This window comes from Dysgonomonas sp. PH5-45 (genome assembly GCF_029893235.1).
Taxonomy (GTDB): Bacteria; Bacteroidota; Bacteroidia; order Bacteroidales; family Dysgonomonadaceae; genus UBA1309.
The window spans coordinates 1-21978 of the sequence record NZ_JARXWE010000024.1 but is presented as its reverse complement, the minus strand read 5'-3'; the positions used below and the strand labels follow the sequence as shown (position 1 = coordinate 21978).

General features: G+C 40.8%; 16 protein-coding genes and 1 pseudogene. 15 read left to right on the top strand and 2 right to left on the bottom strand.

Translation table 11 applies throughout. The annotated features are described in order from the left end of the window. Positions 1-5: 5 nt before the first annotated feature. The 7 genes from M2132_RS09160 to M2132_RS09130 all read left to right on the top strand — a co-directional run bounded on the left by M2132_RS09160 (position 6) and on the right by M2132_RS09130 (position 7831). Complete coding sequence (locus M2132_RS09160) at positions 6-743, top strand: tetratricopeptide repeat protein (RefSeq protein WP_280673062.1); 738 nt, start codon at positions 6-8, stop codon at positions 741-743. Between the two features lie 44 nt (positions 744-787). Next, positions 788-2647: a BatD family protein gene (locus tag M2132_RS09155; RefSeq protein ID WP_280673061.1), complete on the top strand. Its 1860-nt coding sequence runs from the start codon at positions 788-790 to the stop codon at positions 2645-2647. Positions 2648-2672: 25 nt separating this feature from the next. Then, positions 2673-3434, top strand: coding sequence for an SH3 domain-containing protein (locus M2132_RS09150; RefSeq protein ID WP_280673060.1), 762 nt, complete (start codon positions 2673-2675; stop codon positions 3432-3434). A gap of 12 nt (positions 3435-3446) precedes the next feature. Continuing rightward, positions 3447-4142, top strand: coding sequence for a phosphatase PAP2 family protein (locus M2132_RS09145; protein ID WP_280673059.1), 696 nt, complete (start codon positions 3447-3449; stop codon positions 4140-4142). Positions 4143-4222: 80 nt separating this feature from the next. After that, positions 4223-4480, top strand: a complete 258-nt coding sequence (locus M2132_RS09140) for a DNA-binding protein (protein WP_280673058.1) — start codon at positions 4223-4225, stop codon at positions 4478-4480. A 7-nt stretch (positions 4481-4487) separates the two neighbouring features. Then, positions 4488-5606, top strand: coding sequence for a universal stress protein (locus tag M2132_RS09135; protein ID WP_280673057.1), 1119 nt, complete (start codon positions 4488-4490; stop codon positions 5604-5606). 140 nt (positions 5607-5746) lie between these two features. Further along, a complete protein-coding gene (locus M2132_RS09130) occupies positions 5747-7831 on the top strand; it encodes a dipeptidyl-peptidase 3 family protein (protein ID WP_280673056.1) in 2085 nt (694 codons plus the stop codon). 104 nt (positions 7832-7935) lie between these two features. Here the strand turns inward: M2132_RS09130 and M2132_RS09125 are convergent, their stop codons facing one another. After that, entirely contained in the window at positions 7936-9162 is a 1227-nt protein-coding gene (locus M2132_RS09125; protein ID WP_280673055.1) for an S-adenosylmethionine:tRNA ribosyltransferase-isomerase, read from the bottom strand. 71 nt (positions 9163-9233) lie between these two features. Here M2132_RS09125 and M2132_RS09120 point away from each other — a divergent pair, with 71 nt between their 5' ends. The 5 genes from M2132_RS09120 to carB all read left to right on the top strand — a co-directional run bounded on the left by M2132_RS09120 (position 9234) and on the right by carB (position 17261). Then, complete coding sequence (locus M2132_RS09120) at positions 9234-10277, top strand: DUF2027 domain-containing protein (RefSeq protein WP_280673054.1); 1044 nt, start codon at positions 9234-9236, stop codon at positions 10275-10277. 26 nt (positions 10278-10303) lie between these two features. After that, positions 10304-10894 (top strand): LEA type 2 family protein, encoded by a 591-nt coding sequence (locus M2132_RS09115; RefSeq protein WP_280673053.1) that lies wholly within the window; start codon positions 10304-10306, stop codon positions 10892-10894. 436 nt (positions 10895-11330) lie between these two features. Then, entirely contained in the window at positions 11331-12668 is a 1338-nt protein-coding gene (gene gdhA, locus M2132_RS09110) for an NADP-specific glutamate dehydrogenase (protein WP_280673052.1), read from the top strand. Between the two features lie 288 nt (positions 12669-12956). After that, on the top strand, positions 12957-14027 hold the full coding sequence (carA, locus tag M2132_RS09105) for a glutamine-hydrolyzing carbamoyl-phosphate synthase small subunit (protein ID WP_280673051.1): 1071 nt from the start codon (positions 12957-12959) through the stop codon (positions 14025-14027). A gap of 12 nt (positions 14028-14039) precedes the next feature. Continuing rightward, the gene (gene carB / locus M2132_RS09100; RefSeq protein WP_280673050.1) at positions 14040-17261 is read left to right on the top strand and encodes a carbamoyl-phosphate synthase (glutamine-hydrolyzing) large subunit; all 3222 of its coding nucleotides are present in this window, start codon (positions 14040-14042) and stop codon (positions 17259-17261) included. A gap of 97 nt (positions 17262-17358) precedes the next feature. Here the strand turns inward: carB and M2132_RS09095 are convergent, their stop codons facing one another. Beyond that, the gene (locus M2132_RS09095; protein ID WP_280673049.1) at positions 17359-18357 is read right to left on the bottom strand and encodes a class II fructose-bisphosphate aldolase; all 999 of its coding nucleotides are present in this window, start codon (positions 18355-18357) and stop codon (positions 17359-17361) included. Positions 18358-18623: 266 nt separating this feature from the next. On the opposite strand from M2132_RS09095, the gene M2132_RS09090 reads away from it, so the two are divergent. The 3 genes and pseudogenes from M2132_RS09090 to M2132_RS12125 all read left to right on the top strand — a co-directional run. Next, a complete protein-coding gene (locus M2132_RS09090; protein ID WP_280673048.1) occupies positions 18624-19997 on the top strand; it encodes an MFS transporter in 1374 nt (457 codons plus the stop codon). Between the two features lie 325 nt (positions 19998-20322). After that, the gene (eno, locus tag M2132_RS09085) at positions 20323-21612 is read left to right on the top strand and encodes a phosphopyruvate hydratase (RefSeq protein WP_280673047.1); all 1290 of its coding nucleotides are present in this window, start codon (positions 20323-20325) and stop codon (positions 21610-21612) included. Between the two features lie 272 nt (positions 21613-21884). Continuing rightward, a pseudogene (locus tag M2132_RS12125) lies at positions 21885-21978 on the top strand (transposase); the annotation flags it as partial.

The following is a 21978-nucleotide window of genomic DNA, read 5'->3' as shown; positions in this document are numbered from 1 at the left end:
CAATAATGAAAAAACTAAATATACTGATAGCAATATTCCTTATTTGCACATTAAGTTCTTATGCTCAAAAAGCATCGAGAGACTCTATCCGTATAGGAAACCAAGCATATAAAGATCAGCTATATCATGCGGCCGAAAGTAAATATAAAGCCGCCCTTGTTTCTAATCCCAAAGCAAGCGAGGCTGTGTTTAATTTAGCAAATACCTATTATAAGCAAAATAAATACGACGAGGCCATTAAAGAATATCAGCGCTATCTGAATATGGAGAACAAAAACCCCGTGAAAATGGGCGATGCTTGCCATAACATCGGTAATTCTTTTCTGAAAAAGAGAGACTTGCAAAAAGCAATGACTGCCTATAAGGAAGCATTAAGGAATAATCCGAAAGACAACGATGCCCGTTACAATCTGGCCGTTGTGCAGAAGATGCTTCAAGACCAGAAAAAAGACGGCGATGGTGGCGGTCAAGGCAACGACAACAAAGATAAAGACCAAAACAAGGACAATAAGGACCAAAACAAAGATCAGAACAACGATAATAAAAATCAGGACGAAAATCAAAACAAAGACAATAAGAACGATCCGCCGAAAGAGGGTCAGATGTCGTCCGACAATATGAACCAGATTCTCGAATCGCTCGAGCAACAGGAAAAAGAAACTCAAGCAAGAGTCCGCGACGCTAAAGCTAAAGAATTGAAAAAGAAGAATGCCGATAACCGCCGGCAAAATAAAGATTGGTAACGATAATGAAATTTGTAAAGAAACAATCTGTCAGAAAAAATGGTATGAAACAACACGAAAAGATGCAAAAAACAATGCTGCGTTCCTTGTTCTTATTACTGATGCTGTTTTCCTATACAGGTAGCATATTGGCCGCTGGCGATATAACCCTCAAATTATCGGCTCCTGCGAATGTATCGAAAGGCAAGCCGTTTAAGATATCGTATATACTGAACAATGCGCAAGGGCAAAGCATAAATGTTTCGGATAAGATTAGTGGTTTTAATGTGATTTACGGTCCGGGTATTTCCCGTTCGTCGGCTTCGTCGAGTCTTAATGGGCGCACCGTGCAACAAATATATACCGAAACATACACTTATACTCTCATTGCCGAAAAAGAAGGAACATTCACAATTCCGGCAGCAACGATTGTGGCTGGTGGAAAGGCCTATAAATCGAATACCGCTCGTGTAAAGGTTCTTCCTCCCGATAAAAAAGCATCTTCTTCTCAAGAGTATTACAGTGAGCCGGTAACTCAACCTGATGCCGTTAAAGATAATGATATATTTGTAAGAGCAATCCCATCGAAGGTGAAGATATATGAACAAGAGGCCTTTATTATAACTTTCAAGCTGTATTCATCGTTAGACATTGAACGTTTTGTTGATATAGAATTTCCTGAATTTGAAGGGTTTATCAGAGAAGATATTCCTATGCCCTCTGCTTTGCAAACTCGTATCGAACGAATAAATGGGAAAAACTATTTTTCTGCCGATCTGGTGAAATATCTATTGTTTCCCCAACGATCAGGTAAAATAACTATTCCGGCAGGTAAGGCGAGCTTTATACTGAGAGTACGTTCCGGTAGGCAGGTTCGTACATTTTTAGGTCCGCAAAACCTAATGACATCTGTGCAAAAAAATATTGTAATAAATCCTGTAATCCTCGATGTGAAATCATTGCCCGACGGTAAGCCAGCCAATTTTGCTAACGCTGTAGGGAATTTCAATGTGAAATCTCAGATATCGGCAACAAACCTCAAGGCTAATGATGGCGTAACTCTTACTGTCGACATCAATGGTGCGGGTAACCTGAAGCTGATAAAAAATCCAGATATAAAACTCCCTTCCGATTTTGAGGCCTACGACCCCAAAGTGACCAACGATGTGAACCCCACCAATAGCGGATTGGCAGGAAGCAAGAAAATCGAGTACTTTTTCATTCCCCGTCACGAAGGAAAATACGAGATACCGGCAACACAATTTTCTTATTTCGACCCCGGTAGCGGAACATACAAACAGTTAGAAATACCTGCCTACACCCTCAATGTGGCAAAAGACCCTACGGGTGGTGCCGGTGCTGCTACAAGCTACAACAACCAGTCGGATGTGAAGGTGGCAAAAGATATCCGTTATATAAAAGACGGAACTTATAGGTTTAGCCGTACAAACGATTTTATGGCCGGTTCGTTGGCCTATTGGTTATGGTATATAATCCCTACCTTGCTGTTTGCCTCTTTCTTTATCTATTATCGTAAGCAGATAAGGGAAAATGCAGACATAGTGCGGATGAAAACAAAAAAAGCAAATAAAGTTGCCATACGGAGGCTACAACAAGCCGATGCCTTTTTGAAGGCAAACAACAAAGAAAAATTCTACGAAGAAATTTTACGTGCCGTATGGGGGTATTTGAGTGACAAACTGGTGATTCCCGTATCGAACCTCAATAGGGAGAATATCGAAGTCGAATTGGCTAAATATGGAGCCGGCAATGACCTGATAGCATCATTCATTTCTATTCTCGATACTTGCGAATATGCCCGGTATGCTCCCAATCAGGAATATAAGGTGATGGATAATTTCTACAACGAAGCTATTGATACTATCACCAAAATGGAGAATACAATAAAGTTAAACAAGCATTAACCAATAAACTTCAAGAAATCAATTAATGAAACGCAGTATATTATTTCTGGTAATTGTTTTGCTGAGTAATGCTTTATGTTCGGCACAGTCTCTCAACGAACAGGTAAATAAGGCTTACGCTGCAAAAGAATATGGTAAAGCCATATCCATGCTCGAAGCCGAGGCTGCAAAGCAAAAGAAAGACGGGCTGGAGTCGCCCCAGCTATACTATAACCTCGGTAATGCGTATTTCCGTAGCAACAACATAGCCAAAGCCATGCTTTATTACGAAAGAGCTTTGTTGCTTAATCCCGGCGACAGGGATACAAGAGCCAATATAGAATTTGCCCGAACCAAGATAGAAGATAAATTTGCCGACAAAGGCGACTTTTTCTTATCCGATTGGTATAACGGCATACGCAACCTTGCAAGTTCCAACACATGGTCTAACATCTCCATTGGGTTGTTTATAGTCTTTTTGCTTTGTTTGTCTTTGTTTTTGTTCGACAAGCGGGTTATAGTTAAGCAAACCGTCTTCTATACGGGTATAGTAATAATTGTCCTTTTTGTTTTCTGCAATCTTTTTGCTTTCCGTCACAAATATAATATAGAGAACCGCAATACGGCAATCATCATGGCTGGGGCTGTTTCTGCATACAGCGCACCTAATGCGGGCGACAAGGAGGTCTTTACGCTCCATGCCGGCTCTAAGGTAGAGATACTGAAAAAAGACGGAAATTGGGTGGAAATAGAAATTATAAGCGGAGATGTAGGTTGGGTCGAAGCCGATAAGCTCGAAATAATTTAAATAACAGAGAGCATGCAAATCAGTACAGAAGACCTGCTCCCTCTGGAACGAGAACTGTTTTTATGGCTCAATAGCGCTCATAACGACTTTTGGGATATCTTTATGACCCTATATAGTGGTAAACTTATTTGGATACCCCTCAGCATAACACTGTTCTTCACGTTGATATATAAAGTAAAGTGGAAAGAAGCTGTTTTTACCATTATATTCATTACTCTGTTAATTCTTCTGTGCGACCAGATATCATCGGGGGTGATAAAACCTTTTTTTTCACGATTCCGCCCTACACACCATCCCGATTTTAAAAGCTTTGTTACCATTGTTGACGGATACAGAGGCGGTCGTTATGGTTTTATCTCTGCCCATGCCACAAACGGATTTGGTGTAGCCACTTTTTTAAGTCTGCTGTTCAGGAATAAGGCTTTGAGTGTGAGTTTATACGCATGGGCTCTGATAACATGCTATTCGCGCATATATCTGGGCGTACATTTCATAACCGATATAATAGGCGGCATTATATTAGGAATAGCTTTGGCCTTTGGCGTATATTACCTTTATCTGCTGTCGCGACAAAAAATACTAAAGATAGATAAAACAGACCTGAAAAAACCAATCTATTCAAAGATAAGAGCATATATTATCATATATTCCCTATTAACTATTGTATTAACAATTATTTCTATTTCTCTGATTGCAGTTTCTTACTGAAATGATAGTTTTTTTAAAATGATTTATTAACTTTAAGGCAAGAACGCATTTTATCTATTAACCTTAAAAATTTTAGAATCATGCCAAAGACCATAACATTTTCAGAATTGCGTCAGATAAAAGATAGTTTACCTGACGGAAGCATCCACAAGATTGCGGAAGAATTGAATCTTTCGGTAGAAACAGTTTGGAACTATTTCGGAGGCCACAGTTACGACAAAGGTAACTATTGTGGAGTGCATATAGAAGCTGGTCCTGATGGTGGTTACGTAACCCTCGATGACTTGACTATCTATAATATGGCCATGGACATAATCGAAAAAAACAAAGAAAATTGACAGAACAATGAATAACGACGAAAAATTGGTAACACTTGCTATACATACCAACGAGAAAGCACAGATACTGAAGTCTGTACTCGAGGCAGAGGGTATAAAGGTTTCGATAGACGATGTAGACCTTAACCATCCCGGAGTATCGCCCGGTGTTCGTATCAGAATTCAGGAAACAGATTTACCCAAAGCTCTGAACGTTGTAGAGAATCGGCATCTTTTTAGTTATGCCGAGCCCGAAACATACCGAACGGACGATGGACGTAAGCGGATTCTTGTCCCTATCGATTTTTCGGACTATTCATTAAAAGCCTGTCGCATTGCATTTAACCTGGCTAAGGAAATCAACGCTAAAGTAAAAATACTTCACGTATATTTTAATCCATACTATCCTACGGCACTACCAATGGCCGAAGCTTTTGCATATCAGGGCAAGGAAGGCGAAACATTCCAGAATATTATAGAAAAAGTTAAGGCTGATATACAAAGGTTGTGCGGTATCATTGACGAGAAAATTGCCAGTGGAGAGTTTCCCCCTGTCAATTACTCTTATGTGTTGAGGGAGGGTTTGCCGGAAGAAGAAATTGTTACTTTCTCGAAAGAGTATAAGCCTGCAATGATAGTGATGGGCACCAGAGGAAAGAATCAGAAAGACGCCGATTTGATAGGCAGCGTTACGGCCGAAGTTATAGAAATGACTCGTATCCCGGTATTTACTGTGCCGGAAAACACTCATTTCCACAGCATGCAGCAAGTAAAGAATGTTGCTTTTCTGACTAATTATAGCCAGCGCGACCTTATCTCGTTCGACTCGATGATGAAATTCCTTACCGGGCATGAAGTCACAGTTCATTTTACCCATATTGCCGACAAAGAGGATAAGTGGGACGAAATAAAACTGGCAGGTATCAGAGCCTATTTTACAAAACAGTACCCTAATCTGAAAACCGATTACAAGGTTATAGAAGGGGATATGCTGAGCGGCATAGACGCTTTTGTTAAGGATGCCAAAATTGATATACTGGCCTTAACAACGGCCAAGCGGAATATATTTGCGCGGATGTTCAATCCCAGTATGTCGCGAAAAATGTTGTTCCACACAGATACCCCTCTCTTTGTGCTGCGGGGCTAACTGAAACAAGAAAAGGAAAGACAAATCTATCCGGAAAATTAAAATTCGGATAGATTTGTTTTTTTTATTACAGTTAGTATTTTGTATCTTTGGATTCTTATTTTTTTGAAATAATTTCTATAAACCAAAATAGTATAAACATGAAAAAAACAGCATTAATAGCTATGACAGGATTGTCTATGATGTTTGCGGCTTGTAGCGGTGGAAGTAAAACCGAGCAAGCAGCCAACGAAGACTCTGACTTTGTGTATGAAGTGGATGCTTTTGCCGACCTCGAAATTTTGCGCTATCAGGTTTCGGATTTCGATTCGTTGACTTTGCAGCAAAAAGAAATGATTTATTACCTATCGCAAGCCGCAATAGAAGGCCGTGATATCCTTTTTGACCAAAACGGACGCTACAATTTGGCTATCCGCCGTACGTTGGAAGCTATATACGAAAACTACAAGGGCGATAAAGAAAGCAACGACTACAAAGAGTTTGAAGTTTATCTGAAACGTGTGTGGTTCTCGAACGGTATACACCACCATTATGGCGAAGAAAAATTCTTACCCAAATTTTCGGAAGAATTCTTTGCTGAACAGGTAAAAGCTCTTCCTGCAGAAAAAGTTCCTGTAAAAGACGGACAAACTGTCGATGAGTTTATAGCTATGCTTACACCCGTAATGTTCGACCCTAATGTTATGGCCAAGAAAGTGAACCAAGCAGCAGGCGTTGACATTATCCTTACATCGGCCAACAACTATTATGGCGAAGGTGTTACGCAAAAAGAAGCCGAGGCTTTCTACACAAAAATGCGTGTTCCTAACGACCAGACACCTGTTTCTTACGGACTCAACAGTCGATTGGTTAAAGAAGACGGACAGTTGGTTGAGAAAGTTTGGAAAGTAGGCGGACTTTACTCTTCTGCTATTGAACGTATTATAGGCTGGTTGGAAAAAGCTAAAGCCGTTGCCGAAAACGATAAACAGAAAGATGTTATCAACAAACTTATTTCGTTCTATCAATCGGGCGATTTAAAAATGTTCGACAATTATGCCATCGCATGGGCTACCGATACCGATTCGCGTGTAGATTTTGTAAATGGATTTACCGAAACCTATGGCGACCCTCTGGGTATGAAAGCCAGCTGGGAGTCTATCGTTAACTTCAAAAACATGAAAGCCACAAAACGTACAGAGCTTATCAGTTCTAACGCACAGTGGTTTGAAGACCATTCACCGGTTGACACTCGCTTCAAGAAAAAAGAAGTGAAAGGTGTTAGCGCCAAAGTTATTACAGCGGCACAGCTTGGTGGCGACTGCTACCCAGCCACTCCTATCGGTATTAACTTGCCAAATGCCGACTGGATAAGGAAAGAACATGGTTCGAAATCGGTTACGATAGAAAACCTTATGGAAGCTTACGATAAAGCAGCTCAACATTCTGGCTTTAACGAGGAGTTTGTATGGTCGGACGTTGAACTTAATTCTTTGCGCGAGTATGGTTTCATCACTAATAACCTGCATACCGACCTTCACGAAATCTTGGGACATGGTTCGGGGCAATTACTTCCGGGAATAAGCTCTGATGCAATGAAAGAACACGGTTCTACAATAGAAGAAACCCGTGCCGATTTGTTCGGACTGTATTACATAGCCGATGCGAAATTGGTGGAACTTGGCATTATCCCTAACAAAGATGCTTATAAGGCCGAATATTATAAGTTTATGATGAATGGGTTGATGACTCAGCTTACACGCATAGAACCAGGCAAAAATATTGAAGAAGCGCACATGCGTAACCGTCAGCTAATAGCTCGTTGGGTATTAGAAAAAGGAAAAGGCCAACTTGCAGGTGGTACTGCTACCGATGTAGTTGAACTTAAAGTTCGTGATGGTAAAACTTATGTTGTGATTAATGACTACGAAAAACTTCGTGGCCTATTCGGAGAACTCCTTGCCGAAATACAGAGAATCAAATCGGAAGGCGATTATAAAGCCGCAAACAACATTGTTAATGCCTATGCCGTGAAAGTAGACCAGAAGCTTCTTAAAGAAGTTCTTGACCGTTACAAAAAACTAAATCTTAAACCATACAAAGGATTTGTGAACCCTGTTTACGAATTGGTGAAAGATAAAGACGGCAAAATCACCGACATTAAAGTAACTTACAAAGAAGGATATGTAGAACAGATGATGCGCTACTCGAAAGAGTTCTCAAGCTTGCCTACATACAACGATTAATAAGTTTGACAAAACTTCATAAAAGCAAAACGAGGCTGTTCCGTCAAGGTTCAGCCTCGTTTGTTGTTTAGAGGGGAAATCCAACGAATAAGAAAATCCTTTGGTCAGGATTTCAACAACAGCGAACTGTCTCCATAGCTCAAAAAACGGTAATTGCCGGCCAATGCGTGCAGATACATTTCTTTCCAACCATCACCAATAAAGGCAGATACTAACAGCAACAGGGTGCTTTTAGGCTGATGGAAGTTGGTTACTATTGCATCTACAATCTTGTATTGGTAACCGGGTACAATCATAATCTGAGTGTCGGCCAGTAGGCTGTCTACGTTGTGTTGTTCCAGATAGTTAAGGATATTATTCAGAGCTTTCTGTTTACTTATTTCGTTGTCTTTTGCCGGAGTGGAGTAGGGTTGCCATTGTTTCACTTCTAATCGGGCATCCATATCGGTTTCGAGCAGGGCTCCTATATAATAAAGGCTTTCGAGTGTACGTACCGATGTTGTCCCCACAGCTACTACCTTTCCTTGGTGGTGAAGCAGTTTTTCGATAGTGCTTTTATGCACAGAGATAAATTCGGTATGCATTTCGTGATTGCTGATTATTTCTGTTTTTACGGGTTTGAATGTTCCTGCTCCAACGTGCAGGGTCACTTCCGTCTGTTCGATGCCTTTTTTGGCGAGCGAAGCAAATGTTTTTTCGGTGAAGTGCAGTCCTGCGGTGGGGGCGGCTACCGAACCTCTCACTTTTGAGTAAAGCGTTTGATAGGTCTCCTTATCCTTTTCTTCTGTTTTCCGGTTCAGATAGGGGGGGATGGGTAGTTCACCCGCAATTTCTAACAAATCAGAAAAAGTATATTGCGGGTTATTCCATTCAAATTCAATGATGTGAGAGTCGCCCAGAGATTCTTTTCTGTATGCTTTTATGGTAATGGTTTCTCCGCCTGTTTCGATTGTTTTGTGCAGAGTTCCCTCTTTCCATTTTTTCAGATTACCCACAAGGCAAAGCCATGAGCATCGGTGCGTTTGCTGAAAATTCAGCACATAATCGTGTGGCTGGTAGGGGTCGAGGCAAAATATTTCGATCTGTGCCCCTGTTTCTTTCCTGAAAAACAGACGAGCCTGAATAACTTTCGTGTTGTTGAAAACCATCAGGCTGTTTGCAGGCAAAAAATCGGCCAACGAAGCGAACCGGCTATCGGTAATCTGCCCGCCATTGTAAACCAACAGTTTTGAAGAATCGCGTTCGTTTAACGGATATTTGGCTATACGTTCGTCGGGTAGGTTGTAATCGAATTCGTTGATGCGGATATTTTTGGGGTCTGTATTTTTCATTTTTTTGATTTTTATTATCCGACAAAATTACTCAACTTTGCGCTAATATTAAGAAATGATATTGGTTTATTATGAAGATTGGTGATAAGGTGCGTTTTTTGAATGCTACGGGTGGAGGCATCGTGAAGGGTTTTCAGGGTAAAGATATTGCTATTGTTGAAGATGATGGCTTTGATACCCCTGTGCTGATATGCGAATGCGTTGTTATACAGCCTGCCAACGAGGCTCAGGTGCGCCAATCGGTTAAGCCGGCGGCACAGGTTGTGCAACTAACCGCAGAGAAGGTAGTGGAGGAAAAAGTAGAGGTGAAAGAAACGAAGGGCGGTGATAGAATAACCGTTTGTTTGGCTTTTTTGCCTATTGATATAAAATCGCTGAATAGTACCGGATACGAATGCTATCTGGTGAATGACAGCAATTATTTTTTGGCATATACCTATATGTATCGTACCGCCGATGGGTGGGTTGCGCAAGCAACAGGCGAAATAGAACCAAATACAAAAATATTTATAGAAGAGTTCGGTAAGGCCGATTTGAACGACCGCGAACGTATTTGCCTGCAATTTGTGTCTTATAAGAAAGATAAACCTTTCGATTTGAAAAATCCATGTTCGGTCGATATGCGCATTGATACGGTGAAATTCTACAAACTGCATAGTTTTAGGGAAAATGACTTTTTCGACGATGATGCTATCATCTATTATGTTATGCGCAGAGATCTCCCTGAACGCGAACTGGTTGTTTCGCCACAAGAACTGGAACAGGCCATGAGAGAGAAAGATCGCTCGGAACAGAGAACTAAACAACCTGCCAAGAAAAGCACAAAGCATTTGCCTGTTATTGAGGTCGATTTGCACATCAATGAATTGTTGGATAGCACGGCGGGCTTATCAGCTAAAGATATACTCGATTATCAGATCGAAACTTTCCGCCGTTATATGGATGAAAATAAAAATAATAAAGGGCAGAAAATCGTTTTTATACATGGCAAAGGCGATGGCGTTCTGAAAAGTGCCATAATGAAAGACCTGAAAGACCGTTATAAAAATGTTTACTATCAGGATGCTTCCTTCAAAGAATATGGCTTTGGAGCAACAATGATTACTTTCAAGTGAAATTAAAAATAAGCGAAACGAACTTTATGAAACAAAGAATTATTACATTTTTATTATTTGTAGCCGTGATGACTTCTTGCGGCACTATCGGAAACGACCTTATGGGTGCCTATAACATGACTCAGTGCGAGTATTCTTACAAATCAATCTCTGGCCTTACACTGTCGGGGATAAATCTGTCGAATGGTGTTACGGCAGCCAATGCGCTGAAGTTGACAAGTGTTCTTGCAGGGAAAAGCAGCTCCATTCCTTTGAACTTCACGATAAACATGAATGTGAAAAATCCGAATCAATCGGCGGCTATGCTTAATAACTTGCAATATAATATCAAGATTGACGGGGTTAACCTCACAAATGGAGTGATGAATCAGAATATGAACATCCCTGCCGGAAATACATCAACAATGCCTTTGACGATAGGTGTTGATGTGGCCAGTTTGATAAAAGACAACACACAAAGCTCGGTGGTGAATATCGTTAAAAACTTTGTTGGTATAGGTAGCGAAAAATCGAACGTAACGGTAGAACTGAAACCATCATTCAATATTGGTGGGCAAACTATCGCTTCGCCCAATTATATTCCGGTGAGTTTTTCTTTTGGCGGTAACAAAAAATAAGGTTGTAGCACAACAGAGGTTCTGCGCTTACCTTGCCCAGCGGGTTCGGAAAAAGCGACAAGCTATGACTGTTAATACATATAAAAACCTTCTGGCAGACATTCTCTGGCTGGAAGGTTTTTCGTTTTTGAACGGCGAGCTAATGAGGCTTTCGTCTCCGTAAATAGGGTTTTAAGAATATTTCAGAATCTTACTTATTGACGGATAAAAACGTTTTTTCAATCTTAAATAAATAGTTGTTTTATTAAAATAATCCTTTAATCATCATTTTGGATTTTTTATTTTACAAAAGTATAAAACAATAAATTGTAAGAAATACTTTAGGTGTTGAAAAGCAGATGTTTTAAGGTGAAAATCGTGGGCTGATAAATTGATTATCTTATTTCTTAATTCTATATTTGCGGAGTTTAATTAAAGAACCTAATTATTCTTTTTTATGAAAATAGATAACATTTTGTCATCGCTGGAGGCTAAACATCCGGGTGAACCAGAATTTCTACAAGCAGTTAAGGAAGTTTTACACTCTATTGAAGATGTGTATAATCAACATCCTGAATTTGAAAAAGCCAGTATTATTGAGCGCTTAGTTGAGCCAGATCGTATCTTTACATTTAAGGTGCCCTGGGTTGACGACAACGGAACAGTACAAGTAAACCTTGGTTACCGTGTTCAGTTTAATAACGCAATTGGCCCATATAAGGGAGGTATACGTTTCCATCCATCGGTAAACCTTTCAATTCTTAAATTCTTAGGATTTGAACAAACATTCAAAAATGCTCTTACAACTCTTCCTATGGGTGGAGGTAAAGGAGGTGCCGATTTCGACTATAGAGGAAAATCAGATGGCGAAATTATGCGTTTCTGTCAATCGTTCATGGTTGAATTGTATCGTGATTTAGGTCCTGATAGAGACGTTCCAGCAGGCGATATAGGTGTTGGTGCTCGCGAAGTAGGTTACATGTATGGTATGTACAGAAAACTTGCTCGTCAAAACACAGGAACATTTACAGGTAAAGGCCTTGATTATGGTGGCTCATTGATTCGTCCTGAAGCTACAGGTTTTGGTGGTCTTTATTTTGTACACCAAATGCTTGAAGAAAAAGGCATCGATATTAAAGGAAAAACCGTTGCTATTTCTGGTTTCGGAAACGTTGCATGGGGTGCTGCCTTGAAAGCTACCGAACTTGGTGCTAAAGTTGTTACAATTTCTGGTCCTGACGGTTATGTATATGACGTAGATGGAATGGATAGCGATAAAATAGCTTATATGCTAGAGTTGCGTAACTCAGGTAAAGACATCGTTGCTCCTTATGCTGAAAAATATCCTAACGCTAAGTTCTTTGCCGGCAAACGTCCATGGGAACAAAAAGTGGATATCGCTCTTCCTTGTGCAATTCAAAACGAATTGAACGAAAAAGATGCTCAAATGCTTATCGATAACGGAGTTACTTGTGTTGGTGAAATTTCTAACATGGGTTGTACAGCCGAAGCTGTTGACTTGTTCATCGAAAAACAAATATTGTTTGCTCCAGGTAAAGCTGTAAATGCTGGTGGTGTTGCTACATCGGGTCTTGAAATGACTCAAAACGCAATGCACTTGCAATGGACTGCCGAAGAGGTTGACGCTAAGCTTCACCAAATCATGACAAGCATCCATCAACAATGTATTAAATACGGTAAAGAAAGCAATGGTTATATCAACTACGTGAAAGGTGCTAACGTTGCAGGTTTCATGAAAGTTGCTAACGCTATGCTGGCTCAAGGTGTAGTTTAATAACTATCATTAGTAAATATATAAGCAACCTGTTCTTGAAAAAGAGCAGGTTGTTTTGCTTATTGTTGAAAACTATTATTTCTTAAAGGGCAATATTCTTTTTAATATTAAAAGAATTATACTTACTTTTGTACTTCAGATATTCACAGAATATTTGAAGCAGCAGATGATAATAAAATTCATATACACAAAAGGAAGGAACAAGATGCTTGTCATTTTTGTTCCTTTTTTTTGACCTCTGCTGAAAAGAAGTATTTTATTTATTTACCAACATAATTCTATCATAAAATGCAGACAGACAGACCTGTTCGGTTAATACTTGATGATGGGACTATCTTTGAAGGAAGATCTTTTGGAGCCGAAAAGCCGGCTGCAGGCGAGGTAGTGTTCAACACCGCAATGGTGGGTTACCCCGAGAGCCTGACAGACCCTTCCTATCTGGGGCAAATCCTTACAGTTACTTTTCCTTTAGTGGGCAATTATGGCGTTCCCGACGATTCTTTTACCGATGGGATTTCTGATTTTTACGAATCGGAGAAGATACAGGTTAACGGATTGATAATATCAGACTATTCGCACGACTATTCGCACTGGAATGCTCAAAAAAGTCTGGGTGCTTGGCTGAAGGAGAACGATGTTCCCGGTATCTACGGAATTGATACCCGCGAACTGACAAAGCTGCTTCGCGAAAAAGGCTCGCTGAAAGGTAAAATCGTTTTTGAAGACGAAAACGAAATAGGCTTTATAGACCCCAATCTTGTTAATCAGGTAGGTATTGCAAGCTGCAAGGAAGTTATAAAATACGGGAATGGCAGTAAGACCGTAGTTTTGGTCGACTGTGGGGTTAAACACAATATACTCCGCTGTTTGCTTAAGCGGGATATAACGTTGATTCGTGTTCCTTGGGATTATGACTTCAACCAGATAGAATACGACGGATTGTTTATCTCTAATGGGCCTGGCAACCCCGATTTTTGCGATATTACGGTCGAAAACCTGCGTAAAGCAATGCAAAAGGATAAGCCTATCTGTGGTATTTGTATGGGTAACCAACTGTTGGCAAAGGCAGGAGGGGCTTCAACTTACAAACTGAAATACGGGCACCGCAGTCATAATCAGCCTGTAAGGATGGTAGGTACAGAAAAATGTTTCATTACATCTCAAAATCATGGTTTTGCTGTGTCTGACGCATCGTTGGGTGAAGAATGGGAATCACTCTTTGTGAATCTTAATGATGGAACAAACGAAGGTATCAAGCATAAAACAAAGCCGTTCTTTTCGGCTCAATTCCATCCGGAAGCAGCCAGTGGGCCAACGGATACCAATTTTTTCTTCGATTTATTTATTGAAAAACTGTAAAAGAAAAATCGCATGAACAATAATGATATAAAAAAGGTACTGGTACTTGGTTCGGGTGCGTTGAAGATAGGCGAGGCAGGCGAGTTTGACTATTCAGGCTCACAGGCGTTGAAAGCCTTGAAGGAAGAAGGTATCGAAACCATACTTATCAATCCTAATATTGCAACGGTGCAGACATCCGAAGGGTCGGCCGATAAGATATATTTCCTGCCCATCACTCCTTATTTTGTGGAGAAAGTAATCCAAAAAGAAAAACCACAGGGTATTCTTCTTGCTTTTGGAGGGCAAACAGCTTTGAATTGCGGTGTACAGCTATACGAATCGGGTATATTGGAAAAATATAACCTCCGAGTTTTGGGTACTCCTGTTCAGGCTATCATGGATACCGAAGACCGTGAGCTTTTTGTCAGAAAACTTGACGAGATTGACGTTAAAACCATCAAGAGTACAGCTGTAAGCTCTATCGAAGATGCGGTTAAAGCAGCCGATGAATTGGGCTATCCTATCATTGTACGCGCGGCTTACGCATTAGGAGGTTTGGGTTCAGGGTTCTGTAATAACGAAGCCGAGCTTCGCACCCTTGCCGACAAAGCTTTGTCTTATTCGTCACAACTTCTGATTGAGCGTTCGCTGAAAGGTTGGAAGGAAATAGAATACGAAGTTGTCCGTGACAAATACGATAATTGTATGACAGTTTGTAACATGGAAAACTTCGACCCTCTGGGTATTCATACCGGCGAGAGTATCGTTGTTGCTCCATCGCAAACACTTACAAATTCCGAATATCACAAACTGCGCGAAATAGCTATCCGCATTGTTCGCCATATCGGTATTGTAGGCGAATGTAATGTGCAATATGCTTTTGACCCCGAATCGGAAGATTACCGGGTGATTGAGGTTAACGCCCGTTTGAGTCGCTCGTCGGCTTTGGCATCGAAAGCAACTGGCTATCCGCTTGCATTTGTGGCAGCTAAGTTGGGGTTGGGGTATGGTTTGTTCGAGTTGAAAAACTCGGTTACGAAATCGACCAGCGCCTTCTTTGAGCCGGCTCTCGATTATATTGTGGTTAAAATACCTCGCTGGGATTTGGGTAAATTCCACGGTGTGTCGAAAGAAATAGGATCGAGCATGAAATCCGTTGGAGAGATTATGGCCATCGGCCGTACTTTTGAAGAAGCTATCCAGAAAGGGCTGCGTATGCTTAATATAGGTGTGCATGGTTTCACTGCCAATAAAGCCTTGAATGTAGAAGACTTGGATTCGGCATTGAGCAATCCTACCGACAAACGTATTTTCTGTATCTCGCAAGCTTTTGACGAAGGTTACGACATAGAGCGAATACACGCCTTGACCAAGATAGATCGCTGGTTCTTGCAAAAATTGGGATATATTCATCGTTGTTCGGAAAATCTTAAACGCTATGACGATATACGTTTACTACCTACCGAATTGCTTCGGGAGGCTAAACAAAAAGGTTTTTCCGACTTTCAGGTAGCAAAATTGGTATGCAAAGAACCTACACTTGTTGAGGTTAAAGCACAGGAAATACGCACTATAAGAAAAAATAGCGGAATAGTTCCCGTTGTGAAGCAAATAGATACGCTTGCTGCCGAATATCCGGCTCAGACCAATTATCTGTACCTAACGTACAACGGATCGGCCAACGATGTTAACTATCTGGGCGACCATCGTTCGGTTGTGGTTCTTGGTTCGGGTGCTTACCGCATAGGTTCGTCTGTGGAGTTCGACTGGTGTTCGGTTAACGCCTTGCAAACCATTCGTAAGGAAGGTTACCGTTCGGTGATGATTAATTATAATCCCGAAACGGTTTCGACCGACTATGATATGTGCGACCGTTTGTATTTCGACGAACTGACATACGAACGTGTAATGGACATCCTCGAACTCGAAAATCCACATGGTGTAATACTTTCGGTAGGTGGACAGATACCCAATAACTTGGCCGTCAGGTTAGACGAAGCGGGTGTAAATATATTGGGTACAACAGCTCAAAGCATAGACAATGCCGAAGACCGTCATAAGTTTTCGAGTATGATGGATAGGATAGGGGTAGACCAACCACGATGGAAGGAACTTACATCGCTCTTGGATATAAAGGATTTTGTAGGCGAAGTGGGTTATCCTGTTCTGATACGTCCTTCGTATGTGCTATCGGGTGCGGCTATGAATGTTTGTTCGAATGATGAGGAGTTGGAAAACTTCCTGCAACTGGCTGCCGAAGTGTCGAAAAAGCATCCTGTGGTTGTAACCGAATTTGTAGAAAATGCAAAAGAAATAGAAATAGATGCCGTTGCAAACAAGGGCGAAATTGTGATGTATGCGATTTCGGAACATGTTGAGTTTGCAGGGGTACACTCGGGGGATGCAACAATACAGTTTCCGGCACAACGGTTATATATCGAAACCGTACGCCGTGTCAAGAAAATTGCCCGTAAGATTGCCAACGAATTGCAGATTTCGGGGCCTTTCAACATTCAGTTTTTGGCTAAGAACAACGATATAAAGGTGATAGAATGTAACCTTAGGGCATCGCGCTCTTTCCCCTTTGTGTCGAAAGTATTGAAGATAAACTTCATCGACTTGGCAACACAGGTTATGCTGGGCAAAAATGTTGAAAAACCCAATAAAAATGAATTCGATTTCGATTATGTGGGTATCAAAGCTTCTCAATTCTCTTTCTCGCGCTTGCAAAAGGCCGACCCTGTACTTGGCGTAGATATGGCTTCGACAGGTGAAGTGGGTTGTATAGGCGATACCTTCTACGATGCTTTGCTTAAATCGATGCTGTCGGTAGGTTGTCGCATACCCGAAAAATCGGTACTGTTCTCGACAGGACCTGCAAAATCGAAAGTAGAACTTCTGGAAGCTGCCCGTATGCTGCACCAAAAAGGGTATGATTTGTATGCAACAAGTGGTTCGCACAATTTCCTAAAGGAAAACGGAGTTCCTTCAACTCGGGTTTATTGGCCTAACGAAGGGCAAACGCCAAGTGCTTTGGATATGATACACAACAAAGAGATTGATTTGATTGTGAACATTCCGAAAAACTTTACTTCGAGCGAGTTGAACAATGGATATAAGATTCGCCGTGCAGCGATAGACTTCAATATTCCTTTGCTTACAAACTCGCGTTTGGCATCGGCTTTCATTCAGGCTTTCTGTAAAACCGATATTGATGAAGTTGAAATCAAGGCTTGGAACGAATATGAGTAACGAGCCGTAAAGTTTACGGAGATAAAAAAACAGAGGATAGTTTGTGAGAACTATCCTCTGTTTTTTGCTTATAGTATTTCTTAATAGATGCTATTGTTTATAGAGCTTTTCCTGCGCTACCAAGCACTTCTTCAATTTTGTGCTTGTAGAGTTTTATCATATTGTCGCGGGCAGGACCAAGATATTTACGTGGGTCGAACTCGGCAGGTTTAGTGGCAAACACCTCGCGTACGGCAGCTGTCATAGCCAAACGACTGTCGGAGTCGATATTGATTTTGCAAACAGCCGATTTCGCAGCCTTGCGAAGTTGCTCTTCGGGAATACCGATAGCGTTTTTGAGCGCACCGCCATATTTATTGATTGTGGCCACTTCTTCTTGTGGAACAGACGAGGCTCCATGAAGAACGATAGGAAATCCGGGAAGTTCTTTCTCTACTCCTTCAAGTATATCGAAACGCAATGGGGGAGGCACAAGCACTCCGTTTGCATCTTTGGTACATTGTTCGGGTGTAAATTTATTAGCTCCGTGCGAAGTGCCGATAGAGATAGCCAAAGAGTCGCAACCTGTTTTTGTGGCAAAGTCAACAACTTCTTCGGGTTTTGTATATGTATGGTGTTCTGCGCTGACTTCATCTTCAACGCCGGCCAATACGCCAAGTTCGCCTTCCACGGTTACATCAAATTGGTGAGCATAGTCTACCACTTTTTTTGTAAGGGCAACGTTTTCGTCGTACGAAAGGTGCGAACCATCTATCATGACAGATGAGAATCCTGAATCGATACACGATTTGCAGGTTTCGAAAGAGTCGCCATGGTCAAGGTGAAGAACAATTTGCGGATGTTCCCATCCAAGATCTTTGGCATAAGCAACAGCGCCTTCGGCCATGTAGCGTAAAAGTATTGGGCTTGCATACTGGCGTGCACCTTTCGATACTTGTAGTATTACAGGCGATTTTGTTTCGGCAGCAGCTTGTATGATAGCCTGCAACTGTTCCATGTTGTTAAAGTTGAACGCAGGGATGGCATAACCTCCTTTAATAGCCTTAGCAAACATATCCCTTGTGTTTACAAGACCCAGTTCTTTATAACTTACCATTGTCAATTTTTTTTATTACGATGATTAAAAATAAGTTGTATTTCTCAAATTTCACAAAGTTAACAAAATAAAGCCGAATAAAGTTTTACCTCCTGCCGAAAATATACTTTCCCGGTTGTAGAACAAACAACTTTTGTCTGTATGCTTAATAATATAGCGAATCGGTTAACCGATTTTACTCTTTTTTTGCTACTTTTGTTCAACAAAAAATAAAAATTGGTAATTGGCCAAATTGCTGAGAACTGATGATTGAATAAAATAATTTTATGACAAATGCACTACAACAAAAACTGAGCGACTCTAAAAGTGCTCGTTTTACCGTCTTAGCGCTTATTGCGTTCACTATGTTCTGCGGATATTTCATGACAGATGTTATGGCTCCGCTAAAACCATTGTTAGAATCACAACTGAAATGGACAAGTACAGAATTTGGAATTTTTACCAGTTCGTATGCTTGGTTCAATGTTTTCTTTTGTATGCTGATTTTCAGCGGAATAATCTTGGATAAATTGGGAGTTCGCCTCACAGGGTTAGGCTCTTGTATATTGATGGTTATTGGCTGTACTTTTAAGTTTTATGCCGTATCTAATCCTGATGTCTTTCAAGGGACATTTAACTTTTTTGGTACAGAGATTAAGATGCAAGTGCTTGCAGCAGGTTTAGGGTTCGCCATTTTTGGCGTGGGTATAGAAACAGCCGGTATAACCGTGTCGAAAGCTATTGTACGTTGGTTTAAAGGTAAAGAATTGGCATTGGCTATGGGTTTGGAAATGGCTGTTGCACGTCTTGGTACAGGCTTAGCTATGGTTGGAACACTTCCTTTAGCAGATTATTTTAAAAATATCTCTACTCCTATTTTATTTGGTTTAGCATTACTGTGTATAGGGTTATTTTCATGGTTGGTGTTTTGTATGAAAGATCGCAAGTTAGATGCTTCGGTGAAAGACGAAGATATGGAGCCGGAAGAACCTTTCCGTGTGAAAGATATTCTGTATATAATAAGCAACAAAGGATTCTGGTTGATAGCCTTGTTGTGCGTATTGTTCTATTCGGCAGTTTTTCCTTTCTTAAAATATGCAACAGATTTAGTAATTAATAAATACGGTGTAGATCCTAATGTTGCAGGGGCTATACCTTCTATATTACCTCTTGGTACAATTTTTCTGACTCCTTTCTTTGGTAATCTTTATGATCGCGTGGGCAAAGGAGCTAATTTGATGATAATAGGTGCTATTATGCTTATTGGAGTACATGTATTATTTGCTCTCCCGATTCTTAATACATGGTGGTTTGCGGCATTAGTTACAGTTATATTAGGTATTGCATTCTCATTAGTGCCTTCGGCCATGTGGCCTTCTGTACCAAAAATTATTCCCGAAAACAAATTAGGAACAGCTTATGCCCTTATATTCTGGGTACAAAACTGGGGATTGATGGGAGTTCCGTTGCTTATAGGTTGGGTGTTAGATGCTTACTGTAAAACAGGAGTAGCTGAAGATGGAAGAACTACATACGATTATACCTTGCCTATGATTATTTTTGCAGGCTTTGGTGTTTTGGCTTTGTTTATAGCATTGCTATTAAAACGCGAAGACAAGAAAAAAGGCTATGGTTTGCAGAAAGCCAATATTGAAAAATAAAAGATATAATTTAATAAATCGGAGTGCAGGGTTAATCGGAGAATATCGGTTAACCCTGTTCTTGTTTTACAAAGAAATTGCTTGCAGATGTTTTTTTGGAGCACCACTGTTTAAAGCGGAGTTTTTGTTAAGCGTAAATAGCATAAATATGCGATCACTGCAAGGATAAATAAGCGTTTTTTGCTTCCGGATAAAAAAGATGGCTTTTTTATGTTCTTTAGCATTAAATTCTGAAGGAAAAAGGAAAATAATAAGTACATTTGTGTTGCTTTGAGAATAAAGATATTAGTTTCAAGAATTTAATATATAAAATCGAAAATCAGTTATGAGAATTGAACGTATTTTTGCGCGTGAAATCTTGGATTCGAGAGGTAATCCAACAATAGAAGTTGATGTGATGCTGGAATGTGGCGCATTTGGTCGTGCTGCCGTTCCTTCGGGAGCTTCTACAGGTGAGCACGAAGCCCTTGAACTTCGTGATGGAGATAAAAAAAGATATTTGGGTAAGGGAGTTCTGAAAGCTGTTGAAAATGTAAACACAGTGATTGCTCCTGCGCTTATCGGCGAGTCGGCTCTTGATCAGAGAGGTATCGACCTACAAATGATTGCTCTTGATGGTACGCCAACAAAATCGAAGTTGGGAGCTAATGCCATCTTAGGTGTATCGCTGGCTGTTGCCAAAGCTGCTGCTAATGCTCTTGATATTCCGTTATATCGCTATATTGGCGGAACAAACACATATACGCTTCCTGTTCCGATGATGAATATCATTAACGGAGGCTCGCACTCGGATGCTCCTATTGCATTTCAGGAATTTATGATTCGTCCGGTTGGTGCTCCTTCTTTCAGAGAGGGTTTGCGCTATGGAGCCGAAATATTCCATGCTTTGAAAAAAGTTCTTCACGATCGTGGCCTTAGTACGGCTGTGGGCGACGAAGGTGGTTTTGCCCCTGCATTGAACGGTACGGAAGACGCACTTGAATCTATCATCAAGGCTATTGAGGCTGCGGGTTACAAACCGGGAACGGAAGTAACAATCGGGTTAGACTGCGCTGCGTCGGAATTCTATAAAGACGGAGTTTACGATTACAGCAAATTTGAAGGTGCTAATGGCGCAAAACGCTCATCTGCCGAGCAGGTAGAATTCCTTGCTGCTTTGGTTGCCAAATATCCTATCGATTCTATCGAAGACGGTATGGCCGAAAACGATTGGGATGGTTGGAAACAACTTACCGATAAGCTTGGTGATAAAATTCAGCTTGTTGGCGATGACTTGTTTGTTACCAATGTTGAGTTTTTGCAAAAAGGTATAGAAATGGGTTGTGCAAACTCAATTCTTATCAAAGTAAATCAAATAGGTTCTTTGACCGAAACTCTTGATGCCATTGAAATGGCTCACCGTGCGGGTTATACTTCTGTAACATCTCACCGTTCGGGCGAAACAGAGGACGCTACCATAGCCGATATTGCCGTAGCAACCAACTCAGGACAAATTAAAACGGGTTCACTGAGCCGTTCAGATCGTATGGCTAAATACAACCAATTGCTTCGTATAGAAGAAGAACTTGGCAATAAAGCTGTTTATGGTTATAAAAGAGTACAAAGGATTAAATAAGAAATCTGAACGCGTATAGCATATAAAGGAGGCTGTCTCACAATGATGAGATGGCCTTGTTGCTGCTCATCCGGAGAAGAGCCAGCGACAATTGGATCTGGAAGCGATGCTTCCGGGTCTATGTAAGGAACTCAAACGTAAAGGAGTAACCAAGGAGATGCTTTAGATTATATAGCAAAATATACTGAAGGTTACAGCATCTCCCGCTTCAATGGCTTTCGGGAAATTCCGGAATAGCATAATTAATCGCAACTAATTCTATATGAAATAGTTGCGATTTTGATATATCATTAGTTGATTCTATGCCTATCATTACTTGTGCCGGCAGAAATAGAGAAGGTAAAGTTGCCAAAGAAATAACAGCCA

Coding starts and splice junctions, on each gene's coding strand:
- M2132_RS09125 (WP_280673055.1), bottom strand. CDS start 9,162: ATGAAAAATACAGACCCCAAAAATATCCGCATCAACGAATTCGATTAC.
- M2132_RS09095 (WP_280673049.1), bottom strand. CDS start 18,357: ATGGTAAGTTATAAAGAACTGGGTCTTGTAAACACAAGGGATATGTTT.
- M2132_RS09135 (WP_280673057.1), top strand. CDS start 4,488: ATGAATAACGACGAAAAATTGGTAACACTTGCTATACATACCAACGAG.
- M2132_RS09130 (WP_280673056.1), top strand. CDS start 5,747: ATGAAAAAAACAGCATTAATAGCTATGACAGGATTGTCTATGATGTTT.
- gdhA (WP_280673052.1), top strand. CDS start 11,331: ATGAAAATAGATAACATTTTGTCATCGCTGGAGGCTAAACATCCGGGT.
- M2132_RS09145 (WP_280673059.1), top strand. CDS start 3,447: ATGCAAATCAGTACAGAAGACCTGCTCCCTCTGGAACGAGAACTGTTT.
- eno (WP_280673047.1), top strand. CDS start 20,323: ATGAGAATTGAACGTATTTTTGCGCGTGAAATCTTGGATTCGAGAGGT.
- M2132_RS09090 (WP_280673048.1), top strand. CDS start 18,624: ATGACAAATGCACTACAACAAAAACTGAGCGACTCTAAAAGTGCTCGT.
- carB (WP_280673050.1), top strand. CDS start 14,040: ATGAACAATAATGATATAAAAAAGGTACTGGTACTTGGTTCGGGTGCG.
- M2132_RS09155 (WP_280673061.1), top strand. CDS start 788: ATGAAACAACACGAAAAGATGCAAAAAACAATGCTGCGTTCCTTGTTC.
- M2132_RS09160 (WP_280673062.1), top strand. CDS start 6: ATGAAAAAACTAAATATACTGATAGCAATATTCCTTATTTGCACATTA.
- M2132_RS09115 (WP_280673053.1), top strand. CDS start 10,304: ATGAAACAAAGAATTATTACATTTTTATTATTTGTAGCCGTGATGACT.
- carA (WP_280673051.1), top strand. CDS start 12,957: ATGCAGACAGACAGACCTGTTCGGTTAATACTTGATGATGGGACTATC.
- M2132_RS09150 (WP_280673060.1), top strand. CDS start 2,673: ATGAAACGCAGTATATTATTTCTGGTAATTGTTTTGCTGAGTAATGCT.
- M2132_RS09120 (WP_280673054.1), top strand. CDS start 9,234: ATGAAGATTGGTGATAAGGTGCGTTTTTTGAATGCTACGGGTGGAGGC.
- M2132_RS09140 (WP_280673058.1), top strand. CDS start 4,223: ATGCCAAAGACCATAACATTTTCAGAATTGCGTCAGATAAAAGATAGT.